Here is a 14,756-nt window from a genome sequence, read left to right as displayed (position 1 = left end):
ATCAGCCTACGTAACCACCCGGGGATAGGCCACGTTGTGCGAGCCACGGCACCGGGTCGATCCGGTTGGACCCGCCGACGAGGACCTCGAAGTGCAGGTGCGGGCCGGTCGAGTTGCCGCGGTTGCCCATGGTGGCGATCTGGTCGCCGGCCATGACGCGTTCGCCGACGCTGACGTTCCAGGTGTTGATGTGGCCGTACAGCGTGACGGTGCCGTCGGAGTGCCGCAGCTTGACCCATGCGCCGTAGCCGGCGGTCGGACCCACGTCGACGACGACGCCGTCGGAGGCCGCGAGGATCGGGGTGCCGATCGAGTTGGCGATGTCGATGCCGCCGTGCAGCACGCCCCAGCGGTAGCCGAAGCCCGACGTCCACACGCCCTTGGTCGGCATCACGAACATCGGCCGTGCCAGCCGGGCCTCGCGCTCGGCGCGCTCCTGCGCGAAGGCGGCGCCGTTGGCCAGCTCCTCGCTGTGCACCGAGGCACTGGCAATCGGCTGCACCGAGACGATCTGCATGCCGTCGGTCGAGCCGGAGATCTGGGCGCCGTCGACGAAGGCGTTCTGCCCCGCGGCCAGCATGGTCTCCGCGGCGGGGGTCTCGGAGGCGTTGGCCACCGAGTACGCGGCGGCGGCGGTGGCACCGGCGGCCATCGCCGCGGCCACCAGGCGGCCCTTGACGTGACCACTGTCGAGTTTGCGGTGCGCTCCGCGGCGCGGACCCGACATGTCGATGACGTCGGTCGCGGCCATGCCGTCGCTGGTGTCGGTGTAGCTCTCACGGTAGGCGCGGGAATTGCGGCGCTCACCGTCTGCAGTGGCCTGGAACTGCTGGGGGACGACGAGGCGCAGCGGCACCAGATCGTCGGTGTCGTGGAGATCGTCGAGTTCGGGCGCGCGGATCACGCGAGCCTCGCGATCGAAAGCGGAGGTGTTGCTGAAGCCGTGGTCGTCATCCCAGTCGGACAGATCGCCGAACTCGTTGAAGGGGATGATGTCAGTGACGTCGGCGTCAAAGTGGCTCGTCTGCATCCCTTGTCGGGATCGGGACGACCTGTGCTCTGCCAACCGAAAATCCTTAGCGCCGTAACCGTAACGTTATCGAGACCCCAGGCACGTTAACCAAAATCCCATGTTGGTGGCAACCCGAGGCCTTGTTCCCCGACGGATTGTGATCCGTATCACTTTCCCCACCCCGGTGAGATGTGCCACATGAGTGGCAGGCGGTGCAAGGGCCTCCGTCGCGTGTAGATAAAGTTCCACTGGTTCGAACCCAGCACCACATCGGCGACCTCACGAACGACGATCGTCAACGCAGACAGACAGGATTCCTGGGACAGCGCAATGGATCTTTTCGAATACCAGGCGAAGGAACTGTTCGCCAAGCACAACGTTCCGACCACGCCCGGCCGGGTGACCGACACCGCCGAGGATGCCAAGGCGATCGCCGAGGAGATCGGCAAGCCCGTCATGGTGAAGGCGCAGGTCAAGGTCGGTGGACGCGGGAAGGCCGGTGGCGTGAAGTACGCCGCCACCCCCGATGACGCGTTCACCCACGCACAGAACATCCTCGGCCTCGACATCAAGGGCCACATCGTCAAGAAGCTGCTCGTCGCCGAGGCCAGCGACATCGCCGAGGAGTACTACATCTCCTTCCTGCTCGACCGCTCCAACCGCACCTACCTGGCCATGTGCTCGGTCGAGGGCGGCATGGAGATCGAAGAGGTGGCCGCCACCAAGCCCGAGCGCCTGGCCAAGGTGCCGGTGGACGCCGTGAAGGGCGTCGACCTCGACTTCGCGCGCTCGATCGCCGAGCAGGGCCACCTGCCCGCCGAGGTCCTCGATGCCGCGGCCGTGACGATCCAGAAGCTGTGGGAGGTGTTCACCAAGGAGGACGCGACGCTGGTCGAGGTCAACCCGCTGGTGCGCACGCCCGACGACCAGATCCTCGCCCTCGACGGCAAGGTCACCCTGGACGCGAACGCCGACTTCCGCCAGGAGGGTCACGCCGAGTTCGAGGACCGCGACGCGACCGATCCGCTCGAACTCAAGGCCAAGGAGAACGACCTCAACTACGTCAAGCTCGACGGCGAGGTCGGCATCATCGGCAACGGCGCGGGCCTGGTGATGTCCACGCTCGACGTCGTCGCCTACGCCGGCGAGAAGCACGGCGGCGTGAAGCCGGCCAACTTCCTCGACATCGGTGGTGGCGCGTCGGCCGAGGTGATGGCCAACGGTTTGGACGTCATCCTGAACGACGAGCAGGTCAAGAGCGTCTTCGTGAACGTCTTCGGCGGCATCACCGCCTGCGACGCGGTCGCCAACGGCATCGTCGGCGCCCTGAAGAAGCTGGGTGACGAGGCCAACAAGCCGCTGGTCGTGCGTCTCGACGGCAACAACGTCGAGGAGGGCCGGCGCATCCTCGCCGAGGCCAACCACCCGCTGGTCATCCAGGCCGACACCATGGACTCCGGTGCCGACAAGGCCGCCGAGCTGGCGAACAAGTAAGGGGCACGCACAATGTCGATTTTCCTGAACGCCAACAGCAAGGTCATCGTCCAGGGCATCACCGGCGGCGAGGGCACCAAGCACACGAAGCTGATGCTCAAGGCCGGCACCAAGGTCGTCGGCGGCGTCAACGCCCGCAAGGCCGGCACGACGGTCACGCACCAGGACAAGGATGGCAACGACGTCGAGTTGCCGGTGTTCGGCAGCGTGGCCGAGGCCATGAAGGAGACCGGCGCGGACGTGTCGATCGCCTTCGTGCCGCCGGCCTTCTCGAAGGACGCCATCATCGAGGCCATCGACGCCGAGATCCCGCTGCTGGTGGTCATCACCGAGGGAATCCCGGTGCAGGACAGCGCCTACGCGTGGGCGTACAACGAGGACAAGGGCAAGAAGACCCGGATCATCGGCCCCAACTGCCCCGGCATCATCACCCCCGGTGAGTCGCTGGTCGGCATCACGCCGAACAACATCACCGGCAAGGGTCCGATCGGCCTGGTCTCGAAGTCCGGCACGCTGACCTACCAGATGATGTACGAGCTGCGCGACCTCGGCTTCTCGACCGCCATCGGCATCGGCGGCGACCCCGTCATCGGCACCACGCACATCGACGCGATCGAGGCGTTCGAGAACGACCCCGACACCAAGATCATCGTCATGATCGGCGAGATCGGCGGCGACGCCGAGGAGCGCGCCGGCGACTACATCAAGGCCAACGTGTCCAAGCCCGTCGTCGGCTACGTCGCGGGCTTCACCGCGCCGGAGGGCAAGACCATGGGCCACGCCGGCGCCATCGTGACCTCCGGTGCAGGTACCGCGCAGGGCAAGAAGGAAGCCCTCGAGGCCGCCGGCGTCAAGGTCGGCAAGACCCCGTCGGAGACGGCGAAGCTGGCCCGCGAGATCCTCGAGAGCCTGTAGCACCTCCGCAGAACCGGGGTCGGACCGACGGCGGTCCGACCCCGGTTCGGCGTTCCAGCCGATGCGGGTTCACTCCGACGCCGCGGCGACGGCGCGGTGCAGGGCGTCGCGGTCGCCGTCGCGAAAGTGGACGACGAGCCGCAGCAGTGGATCGGCGAGGTCGTACCAGGTGGTGCGGCGGTCGCCGTCCGGCGCCTTCGACGACGTCACCCAGTGTGCGTCGGCCAGCCGGCCGAGTGCGGTGGCCGCGGACTGATTGGACACGCCCACGGCATCGGCCAGGTCGCCGACCGTACGGGCACCGGCGCTGCGGGCCAGTTCGACCACCAGCCGCTGTTCGCCGGCGGCCAGCTCCCACAGGCGGTGCTGATACTGCGGCGCCACCCGATCCAGCACCACTTCCACCGCCGGCGTGACGGCGTCCAGCGCGTCGAGGTCGGCGGCATCGGCCAGCGTCAGCCACGACCGAGGCGCCCCGCCGATCAGTCGGTGCACGACCGCGAGCCGCCCGCGACCGCGAACGGACGCGGCGAACGACGTCAGGTCGGGCCGTCCGCGCCGCACACACGCCGCGCCGAACAACGTCAGGCAGTCGTCCAGAGCCAGCGGCGGCAGCGCGTCGACGATGAACGACCCGTACCAGGGCATGGTCCGCGACGAGACGCCCGGGAACAGCGTGGGCGCCGTACCGACGACGAGCACGTCGGTCGACGTCTCCACCCAGGCGCGCAGGCTGCCCTGTCCGGTCTCGCCGAGGCGGTCGAAGACGCGGTCGAGATTCTCGACCGCCAGCAGCAGCATCCGCCCGGCTGCCGCGGCGCCGACGGCGGCCTCGATGCCGATCGGGTCGCGTGCGCGGCGCAACGCCCGCGCGGTGTCGTGCACGTCCGGCCCGACGCACCGCGCGATCTCGGTCAGCAGGTCGAGGTAGGACCCCACCGGCAGCACGCCCTCGGGCAGGAGCGCCGGCACCACCCGGCCCGCGGTGTCGGGGTCGGCGAGGGCCCGATGCACCGCGACGTGCAGGGCGTGGGTCTTGCCGCTGCCCTGCGGCGCGAGCAGCAGCGTGTGCGGGCGCGACCCGTCGCGGGCCGCCGACCGGATCCGCGCCACCAGTGTGTCGAGGAGCTGCGCCCGCCCGACCGTCGCGTCCTCCAGCGCCGCGGGATCCGCGGCGTTCGGAGTGAAGGCGGGAACGGCGCTCATCGCTGCCCTCTGCTCTTCGCGCAAGCGCTCACGTGCCCTCTGCTCTTCGCGCAAGCGCTCATCGCCGCATCGCCGTCCACGCCCGCCGCACCAGCGCCGAGGCGAACCGGTCGGCGGTGCCGGTGCGGACGAGGTAGTGGTCCAGCTCGAGGCGCTCGAGAGCCGAGACCAGTGCGTCGCGGTCGGTGATGGAACTGCCCTCGCTGCGCAGCCGCTGCAGCGCGACGTCCACCTCCAACGGCCCCTCGGCGTGGGCGTAGACGTCGAGCAGCTTGGCGATGGCCGGCGCGTCGTCGCCGTAGTAGTGCGGCAGCCGGTCGCGGTAGTGCCGCAGGTCCCACGGGTCGTAGGGGCTGTCGACCGCCTCGTCGACGAGGCGGTCGACGATGTCCGGCGTCGGCGGCACACCCGTGGCGTGCCAGGAGTTCCGTGCCGACGCGACGAGGTGCTGGATGTAGTAGGGAACGTTCTCGGCGGCCGCGGCGATCGCGGCGGCGACCGCCGGCCGGTCGGTGGTCGCGGTGCCGCTGCCCAGCAGGAGGCACTCGGCGAGATAGGTCGCGTGGTCGGCGCGGATTGGCCCGACGGCGATCTTCGCGATGTCGTTGACGGTGCTCGGCGCGTCCCCGGAGACGTGGTGGAAGCCGATCGAGCCGGACAGCACCGTCGCGATCCGGCCCGGGTTCTCCTGCCACAACCGGCGCAGCACGTGCAGGAACGCGTCGCCGCTGCCGGCGTCCGTGCGCTCGAGGTTGCGGGCCAGCACGCTGACCTCGTCGATGAACAGGACGAGCAGCCGGTCCTTGGCGCGGCGAACGGCCCGGTCGACGAGGTCGTCGAACGCGGCGGCGGCGCGGACGTCGCGCTCGAGCCGCACCGGGCCCGCGGTGATCGACACCCGGATGCGGGCCAGCTCCTGGGCCCACGACGGATCGAGCCGGGCCAGCTCGGTGGTGAGCGCCGCGACGAAGTCGGCGTAGGTGGCGCGTTCGGCGCTGACGGCCACGACCACGGCGCCGCGGTCGGCGGCCATCCGCTGTACCAGCCGGGACAGCGATGTCTTGCCGTGCCTGCGGTCACCGACGAGCACCGCGCCCGAGGCCGTCAGCGAGGCGAGCACCTCCTCGGCCTCGCGAACCCGGCCCACGACGTCCTCCGGCGGGACGATGCCGCCCACCACCAGCGACATCGGACGGGGCGGCCACATGAGCACAAGATACTCAACCGGTCTGACGTACACCAGTGATGTTGTACGTCAGATCAGGCGTACATCGGATGCCGGTGGGAAAACGAGAACACGTTCCATTAGCCTGACGAAGCAACGTCAGGAGGCTCGTCATGCAGGTCGACCCGCACACCCCCGTCATCATCGGCGTCGGTCAGTTCACCGAGCGGCTCGACGACCCCGGTTACCGGGGGATGTCCGCGGTGGACCTCGCGACCGAGGCCGCGCGCGCCGCGCTGTCCGACACCGGCGCACCGGCCGCCGACGTCGCCGCAGCCGTCGAGGTCATGGTCGGTCTGCGCCAGTTCGAGATCTGCACGCCCTTCACCGATCCGCCACTCGGCGCCTCGGACAACTACGTGCGGTCGGTCGCGGGACGCATCGGCGCCGACCCGGCGCGGGCGGTGCTGGAACCCATCGGCGGGAACGGCTCGCAGAAGGTGACGACGGAGTTCGCCGGCGAGATCGCCCGCGGCGACGTCGACGTCGCGCTGATCCTCGGCTCGGAGAACGGCTCGACGCTCAAGACCTTCAGCCGTGCCCAGGCGAGTGACAAGCCCGATCACGGCGAGACGGTCGGCGGCCAGCTCGAGGACCGCGGCTACGGCTTCGAGCAGTACATGAGCGACTACACCGCGTCGCACGGGCTGACCGGCGCGCCGGTGCAGTACGGGCTGCTGGACAACGCCCGTCGTGCGCGTCTCGGCCTCGGCGTCGCGGAGTACCGCCGCCGGATGGCGGAGCTGTTCGCGCCGTTCTCCAAGGTCGCGGCGAAGAACCCGTATTCGTCGTCGCCGGTGGAGCGTTCGGTCGAGGAGATCGTCACGGTCACCGACGACAACCGCATGATCTGCGACCCGTACCCGCGGCTGCTGGTGGCGCGCGACACCGTCAACCAGGGCGCCGCGGTGCTCGTCGCATCGGTCGCGGCCGCCCGTCGGCTCGGGGTGCCCGAGGAGAAGTGGGTGTTCCTCCACGGGCACGCCGATCAGACCGAGCAGGACCTGCTCGACCGCGTCGATCTGAGCATCAGTGTCTCGGCGCGCCAGGCGGTGGCCGAGGCGCTGCGCGTAGCCGGCATCGGCATCGACGACGTCGCGACCTTCGACCTGTACAGCTGCTTTCCGTTCCCGGTGTTCGCGGTGTGCGACGAGTTCGGTCTCGCCCCCGACGATCCGCGTGGCCTCACCCTGACCGGCGGCCTGCCCTACTTCGGCGGCCCGGGGAACAGCTACTCGCTGCACGGCATCGCCGAGACCGTCGCCGCGATGCGCGACGCCCCCGGCGCCTACGGCCTCGTCGGCGCCAACGGCGGCGTCATGAGCAAGTACTCCGTCGGCGTGTACTCGACCACGCCCACCGGCTGGACCGCCGACCGCAGCAGGGAGCTGCAGGCCGACATCGCCGCGCTGCCCACCGTCGGCGTCACCCGGCACGCCGTGGGCACGGGAACGATCGAGACGTATTCAGTGCGCTACGACTGGCCAGAGACCACGGGGGTCATCATCGGCCGGCTCGACGCCGACGGCACCCGCTTCATGGCGCTGGGCACCGACGCCGCGCTGGTGTCGTTGCTGACCGACGGCGACCCGCTCGGCGCGGCCATCGCCGTCACGTCGCACGAGGACGGCATCAACCGCGCGACGCTCGCCTAGCGGGGCGCCCGCCCCCGGTGCCGAGACTGCTGCCAGATCGCGCCGCGCCGCCGAAACGCGATCTCGCAGCAGGCTCGGCGAGAAGGCGTCAGACCAGCGCGGCGAGCTTGCCGGCGAGCCGCTCGACGTAGGCGGCGACGTCGGCCTCGGACTTGTCCGGCAGCCCGAACAGCACCTCGGTGACACCGAGATCCGCCCAGCGGGCGAGCTTGTCGGGATCGGGCTTGAAGTCGAGCGCGACGATCTGCGGTGCGCCGTCGCGCCCGGCGTCCGACCAGGTGTCCTGCAGCAGCTTCACGGGTGCGTCGATGTCGAAGTCACGCGGCGTGGTGATCCACCCGTCGGCGGACTTCGCGATCCACTTGAAGTTCTTCTCCGTGCCGGCGGCGCCGACGAGGACGGGCACGTGCGCCTGCACCGGCTTCGGCCACGCCCAGGACGGGCCGAAGTTCACGAACTCGCCGTGGTACTCCGCCTCCTCCTGCGTCCACAGCGCCCGCATCGCCTCGAGGTACTCGCGCAGCATCGTGCGGCGCCGGCCCGGCGGCACGTTGTGATCGGCCAGCTCGTCGGTGTTCCAGCCGAAGCCGACGCCGAGGGACACCCGACCGCCGGAGAGGTGGTCGAGCGTGGCGATCGACTTGGCCAGCGTGATGCAGTCGTGCTCGACGGGCAGGGCGACGGCCGTGGACAGCCGCACGCGGGTCGTCACGGCCGACGCCGCACCCAGCGACACCCAGGGGTCCAGCGTCCGCATGTAGCGGTCGTCGGGCAGCGTCTCGTCACCGGTGGTCGGGTGCGCGGCCTCCCGCTTGATCGGGATGTGCGTGTGCTCGGGCACGTAGAACGTGGTGAAGCCGTGGTCGTCGGCGAGCTTGGCGGCCGACGCCGGTGCGATCCCGCGGTCGCTGGTGAAGAGAACGAGCCCGTAGTCCATGCGCTGAATTAGAACGTGTTTCAGTCATCGAGCGCAAGGTGCCGCGCAGGTGAGCGCGGGCGTGCTGCGGCGAAGTTGAACGCCTCGGCACCCGGGGTGCGACCCGGTCGCGTCATTACGATCCGTCAGATCGTTTCCCGTGACGGCCCTGGTGGCGATTGCTGGGATGGCCACCATGACGACCGAACGCATCGCCGACCACGTGTCCTTCGCCTACTGGGTGCCCAACGTCAGCGGCGGCCTGGTGACGAGCGACATCGAGCAGCGCACCGACTGGAACTACGACTACAACCGCAAACTCGCGCAGACCGCCGAGAACAACGGCTTCGAGTACGCCCTGAGCCAGGTGCGCTACGAGGCCAGCTACGGCGCCGAATACCAGCACGAGTCGACGAGCTTCAGCCTCGCGCTGCTGCTCGCGACAGAGCGGCTCAAGGTGATCGCCGCGGTGCACCCCGGGCTGTGGCAGCCCGGAGTGCTGGCCAAGCTCGGTGCGACCGCCGACCAGCTCTCGGGCGGGCGCTTCGCGGTGAACGTCGTCTCGGGCTGGTTCAAGGACGAGTTCACCCACCTCGGCGAGCCGTGGCTCGAACACGACGAGCGCTACCGCCGCAGCGCCGAATTCCTGCAGGTGCTCCGCAAGATCTGGACCGAGGACGACGTCGACTTCCGCGGCGACTTCTACCGCATCCACGACTTCACCCTGAAGCCCAAGCCCGCCAATTCGCCCGAGCGGCCCAACCCGGAGATCTTCCAGGGCGGCAACTCCACCGCTGCGCGGCGCAACGGCGGCCTGTATGCCGACTGGTACTTCTCCAACGGCAAGGACTTCGACGGGATCACCGAGCAGGTGGTCGACGTGCGCGACCACGCCCGCAGCGTGGACCGCGAGGTGAAGGTCGGGCTCAACGGCTTCATCATCGCCCGCGACACCGAGAAGGAGGCCCGCGAGACGCTGCGCGAGATCATCGCGAAGGCCAACCGGCCGGCCGTCGAAGGCTTCCGCGGCGCCGTCCAGCAGGCCGGGGCCTCGACCGCCGACAAGAAGGGCATGTGGGCGGACTCCTCGTTCGAGGACCTGGTGCAGTACAACGACGGCTTCCGCACGCAGCTCATCGGCACGCCCGAGCAGATCGCCGAGCGCATCGCGGCCTACCGCAAGCGCGGCGTCGACCTGATCCTCGGCGGCTTCCTGCACTTCCAGGAGGAGATCGAGTACTTCGGGCAGCGCGTGCTGCCGCTGGTGCGCGACATCGAGGCAGCCGAGGAGGATTCGAACGACCGCCCGGTGCTCGTCCCGGCGTGACTCGGCGGTCGTCGGCGCGGAGGGAAGTGGGTCACCCACCGAGGCGCGAGGGGAGTGGGCCACCCACCGAGGCCGGCGGAGCCGCCAGGGTCGTGCGCTAGCGTGGGTAGCCGAATCGAGGAGCACAGGAGAGGTCATGAGCTACCCGCCCGGTAACCCCGGTTACCCGCCCGCGCCGACGACGCAGTTCTCGGCGCCTACGCAGCAATTCGCCAAGCCGGCCGACCCGGCAGCGACCGGATCGAGCAAGCTGCCGCTGTACTTGAGCATCGCGGTCGCCGTCTTCGGCCTCGCGGCGTACCTGGTCAGCTTCGGCCCCATCTTCACCATCAACCTGTCCAGCGCGATCGGGGAGTTCCCCGGCCTGCCGCAGGAGGCGTTCAACCTCCCGACGCAGAAGCTGACCGGCGGTGCCGTGTTCACGTCCGGCGGTGGACTGGCGCTGGTGGCGCTGCTGCTCGGCGCGCTGATCGCCGGCGTCGGTGCGCTGCCCCGGCAGAAGCCGCGGCACGCGATCGTCGCCGTGCTCTCGGTGTTCGGCTTCCTCGCGCTGCTGCTGCAGCTCGTCGGCACCGCCTCGGGCACGTCGGCCGGATGGGCGCTGATCACCATCGCGGTGCTGGCGTTCCTGCAGGCCGCCGCCGCCATCAGCAACCTGCTGCTGGACTCCGGCATCATCACCGCCCCGGAGCCCAAGCAGCGCTACGACCAGCAGCAGCCCTACGGCGGCTACGGCGCGCCGCAGTACTACGGCGCTCCCGGCCAGCAGCAGCACACCGGCCAGCAGCAGCGTCCCGGTGGCTACCCTCCGCAGTACGGCTACGGCCAGCAGCACACCGGCGGCTTCGGCGCCGCGCCGCAGAGCGGCCAGCTCGGGCAGCAGGGCCAGCTCGGGCAGCAGGGCCAGCCCGGTCAGCAGGGACAGCCCGGACAGCCCGGCCAGCACAATGGCCCGCCGACTCCGCCCACCGGCTTCCCGGCGTACAGCCCGCCGCAGCCCCCGGGCGACTCGGCCGACACGGGTCCGCAGGCCACGCACGCACCGCCGACGCAGCAGTCGAGCCAGCCGCAGACACAGCAGGGCGCGTCGTCCCAGGGCGGTCCTTCGTCGTCGTAGTCTCTAGCGGCGCGCATCCGCATCGCGCGTGCACCCGGCCGCGCGAGGAGTGACCCGTCCAGTGACCAACCGCCCCGTCGGCACCCGCCAGGCCCGCGACCTGCTGAGGGTCGCGTTCGGGCCGTCGGTGGTGGCGTTGGTGGTCATCGCGGCCGTCGTCCTGCTGCAGCTGGTCATCGCCAACAGCGACATGACCGGCACGTTCGGGGCCATCGCCAGCATGTGGCTCGGCGTGCACCAGGTGCCGGTGTCCATCGGCGGCCGCGAGCTGGGCGTCATGCCGCTGCTGCCGATGCTCGCGATGGTGTGGGGAACGGCGCGGACCACGTCCGCGGCCATTGCGCCGCAGGCATCGTGGTTCGTCATCCGCTGGGTCGTGGCCTCGGCGCTGGGCGGCCCGCTGCTGATCGCGGCGCTGGCGCTGGCGGTCATCCACGACGCGTCGTCGGTGCTCACCGAACTGCAGACGCCCAGCGCGCTGCGCGCCTTCGGCGGCGTCCTCGCCGTTCACGCCGCGGGAGCGCTGATCGGGGTGTGGTTGCGCACCGAACGCCGGTTGACGGCGCTGCGCTGGGTGCCTGGCTGGCTGCCCGAGGCCGGGCGTGCCGCCGCCGCGGGCGTGCTGACGCTGCTCGGGCTGTCCGGCGTGGTCGCGGTCGGGTCGATGGTCGTGCACTGGAGCACGATGCACGACCTGTACGGCATCACCGACTCGGTCTTCGGGCAGTTCAGCCTCACGCTGCTGTCGGTGCTCTACATCCCCAACGTGCTGATCGGCACGGCCGCGGTGGCCGTCGGCTCCAGCGCGCACGTCGGTCTGGCCACGTTCAGCGCGTTCACGGTGCTTGGCGGTGACATTCCCGCCGTACCGGTGCTGGCCGCTTTGCCGACGCCCCCGTTGGGGCCGATCTGGGTGGCGTTGCTCATCGTCGCGGCGGCGTCGGCGGTCGCCGTGGGCCAGCAGTCCGCACGGCGACCTCTGCCGCTCGCCGCGGCCGCCGCGAAGCTCGTCGTCGCGTCGGTGCTGGCGGCCGCAGTCCTCGCGCTGCTGGCCCACGCCGGTGGCGGCCGGCTCGGCAACTTCGGTGACGTGGGCGTCGACCAGACGACGTTCGCGCCTGCGATCCTGCTGTGGTTCCTTGGCATCGGCGGGTTGACGGTCGCCATGACCGGCGGCGTCAGCCGGTTGCGCGCGCCCAAGCGTGCGCCGGCGCCTGGCCTCGACGCGCCGGCGTTGCAGGCCGCCGCAGGCCCGTCCGACGGCGACCCGTTCGCGACCGACCTCGACGACGAGCCGGCGACCCAGCCGGTGTTCGCTTCGCCTCCGCGCCGGCGTCCAGCGGAACCCGAGCCGCAGCCCGATCCAGAGCCGGAGCCCGACCCCGAGCCGATCGACGTCGGCCACTACCTCGAGCCGCCACCGCCTCCGCCGCCCTTCACACCGCGCGAACCGATGGCCTTCGACCCGGACGAGGACCCCGAGGCCCACTTCGTCGTCGACGACGACGGGGATACGGGCTGGCCCAGGCGCACCAGCGGAGAGGACCGGCGACCGGCCGATTAGGCTGCTTCGCGTGCAGCCCCCGCTCCGCGTCCCCCCGAGTGCGCCCGCGCGACTCGTGGTCCTCGCATCGGGGACGGGCTCGCTGCTGGAATCGCTGCTTCGGGCCGCCGTGGGCGACTACCCCGCGCGCGTCGTCGCCGTCGGAACCGACCGCCCGTGCCGCGCGCTGCAGGTGGCGTCCGACGCCGGAGTGCCCGGCTACACCACGCGCCTCGGCGACCACGCCGACCGCGACGCGTGGGACACCGCGATCACGGCGGCCACCGCCGAGCACCAGCCCGATCTGGTGGTCTCGGCCGGCTTCATGAAGATCCTTGGTCCGCAGTTCCTCTCGCGCTTCGCCGGCCGCGTCGTCAACACCCATCCCGCGCTGCTCCCGGCCTTCCCCGGTGCGCACGCGGTGCCCGACGCGCTGGCCTACGGCGTGCGCGTCACGGGATGCAGCGTGCACCTGGTCGACGCCGGCGTCGACACCGGGCCGATCCTGGCGCAGGAGGCGGTGCCGGTGCACGAGGACGACGACGAGGGGACGCTGCACGAGCGCATCAAGGTCGTCGAACGGCGCTTGTTGGTGGAGGTGCTCGCGGCGATGGCGACGCGAGGTGTGACGTGGACGGGGCGAAGGGCGTCGCTGGGATGACGCGGACGCGAGGAGCAGAGACTATGACGCGGACGCGAGGAGCAGAGACGATGACGCGGACGCGAGGAGCAGGTAAATGACAGGGAGCACGACGACGGTGACGGATGCGGATGCGGGCAGGCGCCCGGTGCGGCGCGCGCTGATCAGCGTGTACGACAAGACCGGGCTCGCCGCCCTGGCGCGCGGCCTGCACGACGCGGGCGTCGCGATCGTCTCGACCGGGTCGACCGCGAAGACCATTGCGGCCGAGGGCATTCCGGTGACGCCGGTCGAAGACGTCACGGGCTTCCCCGAGGTGCTCGATGGTCGGGTGAAGACGCTGCATCCGCGGGTGCACGCGGGGCTGCTGGCCGACACCCGCAAGCCCGAGCACGTGACGGCGCTCGACGAATTGGGCGTCGAGGCCTTCGAATTGGTGGTCGTCAACCTCTACCCGTTCAGCGAGACGGTGGCCTCGGGCGCCGGTGTGGACGAGTGCGTCGAGCAGATCGACATCGGTGGACCGTCGATGGTGCGCGCCGCCGCGAAGAACCACCCCAGCGTGGCCGTGGTCGTGGACCCGCTGGGCTACGACGGCGTGCTGGCCGCGGTGCGGTCCGGCGGGTTCACGCTCGCCGAGCGGAAGCGCCTGGCGGCGTTGGCCTTCCGGCACACCGCCGAGTACGACGTCGCGGTCGCCGGCTGGATGGCCGAGACGCTCGCGCCCGAGGAGGGCGCGGGCGTGCTGCCGCAGTGGTACGCCGGCACCTGGCGGCGCAGCGCAGTGCTGCGGTACGGCGAGAACCCGCACCAGCAGGCGGCGCTGTACCTCGACGACGCGGGGTGGCCCGGTCTGGCGCAGGCCGAGCAGCTGCACGGCAAGGAGATGTCCTACAACAACTACACCGACGCCGACGCGGCGTGGCGGGCCGCGTTCGACCACGACCAGACGTGCGTCGCGATCATCAAGCACGCCAACCCGTGCGGCATCGCGGTGTCGGCGGAGTCGGTCGCCGATGCGCACCGCAAGGCGCACGAGTGCGACCCGCTCAGCGCGTTCGGCGGGGTCATCGCGGCCAACACGTCGGTGAGCGTCGAGATGGCCGAGACCGTCGCCGACATCTTCACCGAGGTGATCATCGCGCCGGCCTACGACGAGGGCGCCGTGGAGATCCTCACGCGCAAGAAGAACATCCGCGTGCTGGTGGCCGCCGAGCCGCAGCCCGGGGGCACCGAGTTCCGCGCGGTCAGCGGCGGCCTGCTGGTGCAGCAGCGCGACGCACTGGACGCCGAGGGCGACGACCCGGCGAACTGGACGTTGGCGACCGGCGACCCCGCCGACCCCGAGACGCTGGCCGAACTCGTCTTCGCGTGGCGGGCCTGCCGCGCGGTCAAGTCGAACGCCATCGTCGTGGTCAAGGACGGCGCCACCGTCGGCGTCGGCATGGGGCAGGTCAATCGCGTCGACGCGGCGCGGTTGGCCGTCGAGCGCGGCGGGGACCGCGTCCGCGGAGCGGTCGCCGCCTCCGACGCGTTCTTCCCGTTCCCGGACGGTCTGGAGACGCTGACCAATGCCGGCGTGCGCGCCGTCGTCCACCCCGGCGGCTCTATGCGTGACGATCTGGTGACCGAGGCCGCGGCCGCTGCCGGCGTCACGCTCTACCTCACCGGCGCCCGCCACTTCGCACACTGACCAGGCCCGTCGG

The 14,756-nt window shown here is 70.7% G+C and carries 12 protein-coding genes; 8 read left to right on the top strand and 4 right to left on the bottom strand.

Annotated elements, in window-relative coordinates:
- Position 1: 1 nt before the first annotated feature.
- Entirely contained in the window at positions 2–1,066 is a 1,065-nt protein-coding gene (locus tag FZ046_RS00580) for a M23 family metallopeptidase (RefSeq protein ID WP_070351123.1), read from the bottom strand.
- Between the two features lie 276 nt (positions 1,067–1,342).
- Here FZ046_RS00580 and sucC point away from each other — a divergent pair, with 276 nt between their 5' ends.
- Both sucC and sucD read left to right on the top strand, forming a co-directional pair.
- Positions 1,343–2,506: an ADP-forming succinate--CoA ligase subunit beta gene (gene sucC, locus FZ046_RS00575; protein ID WP_070351124.1), complete on the top strand. Its 1,164-nt coding sequence runs from the start codon at positions 1,343–1,345 to the stop codon at positions 2,504–2,506.
- Positions 2,507–2,518: 12 nt separating this feature from the next.
- Positions 2,519–3,421: a succinate--CoA ligase subunit alpha gene (gene sucD / locus FZ046_RS00570; protein WP_070351125.1), complete on the top strand. Its 903-nt coding sequence runs from the start codon at positions 2,519–2,521 to the stop codon at positions 3,419–3,421.
- Between the two features lie 69 nt (positions 3,422–3,490).
- On the opposite strand, the gene FZ046_RS00565 is transcribed toward sucD, so the two are convergent.
- Positions 3,491–4,627, bottom strand: a complete 1,137-nt coding sequence (locus FZ046_RS00565; RefSeq protein ID WP_070351126.1) for a MarR family transcriptional regulator — start codon at positions 4,625–4,627, stop codon at positions 3,491–3,493.
- A 58-nt stretch (positions 4,628–4,685) separates the two neighbouring features.
- Positions 4,686–5,816 carry an ATP-binding protein gene (locus FZ046_RS00560; protein ID WP_070351225.1) on the bottom strand — a complete coding sequence of 377 codons (1,131 nt, stop codon included), beginning with the start codon at positions 5,814–5,816 and terminating at the stop codon, positions 4,686–4,688.
- Positions 5,817–5,965: 149 nt separating this feature from the next.
- Between FZ046_RS00560 and FZ046_RS00555 the strand changes: the two genes are divergently transcribed.
- The gene (locus FZ046_RS00555; RefSeq protein ID WP_070351127.1) at positions 5,966–7,507 is read left to right on the top strand and encodes an acetyl-CoA acetyltransferase; all 1,542 of its coding nucleotides are present in this window, start codon (positions 5,966–5,968) and stop codon (positions 7,505–7,507) included.
- Positions 7,508–7,595: 88 nt separating this feature from the next.
- Here FZ046_RS00555 and FZ046_RS00550 read toward each other — a convergent pair whose 3' ends face one another.
- A complete protein-coding gene (locus FZ046_RS00550) occupies positions 7,596–8,444 on the bottom strand; it encodes an LLM class F420-dependent oxidoreductase (protein ID WP_070351128.1) in 849 nt (282 codons plus the stop codon).
- Between the two features lie 175 nt (positions 8,445–8,619).
- On the opposite strand from FZ046_RS00550, the gene sfnG reads away from it, so the two are divergent.
- The 5 genes from sfnG (at position 8,620) to purH (ending at position 14,743) form a co-directional block, all read left to right on the top strand.
- Entirely contained in the window at positions 8,620–9,750 is a 1,131-nt protein-coding gene (sfnG, locus tag FZ046_RS00545) for a dimethylsulfone monooxygenase SfnG (RefSeq protein WP_070351226.1), read from the top strand.
- Between the two features lie 136 nt (positions 9,751–9,886).
- Positions 9,887–10,867, top strand: a complete 981-nt coding sequence (locus tag FZ046_RS00540) for a DUF5336 domain-containing protein (RefSeq protein WP_070351129.1) — start codon at positions 9,887–9,889, stop codon at positions 10,865–10,867.
- A gap of 61 nt (positions 10,868–10,928) precedes the next feature.
- The gene (locus FZ046_RS00535) at positions 10,929–12,431 is read left to right on the top strand and encodes a cell division protein PerM (RefSeq protein WP_070351130.1); all 1,503 of its coding nucleotides are present in this window, start codon (positions 10,929–10,931) and stop codon (positions 12,429–12,431) included.
- 10 nt (positions 12,432–12,441) lie between these two features.
- Positions 12,442–13,071, top strand: coding sequence for a phosphoribosylglycinamide formyltransferase (purN, locus tag FZ046_RS00530; RefSeq protein WP_070351131.1), 630 nt, complete (start codon positions 12,442–12,444; stop codon positions 13,069–13,071).
- Positions 13,072–13,147: 76 nt separating this feature from the next.
- On the top strand, positions 13,148–14,743 hold the full coding sequence (gene purH / locus FZ046_RS00525) for a bifunctional phosphoribosylaminoimidazolecarboxamide formyltransferase/IMP cyclohydrolase (RefSeq protein ID WP_070351132.1): 1,596 nt from the start codon (positions 13,148–13,150) through the stop codon (positions 14,741–14,743).
- Positions 14,744–14,756 lie beyond the last annotated feature (13 nt).

Origin of the sequence: Mycolicibacterium grossiae, assembly GCF_008329645.1 — a bacterium.
GTDB lineage: Bacteria > Actinomycetota > Actinomycetes > Mycobacteriales > Mycobacteriaceae > Mycobacterium > Mycobacterium grossiae.
This window is presented reverse-complemented; position numbering and strand designations above follow the sequence as displayed.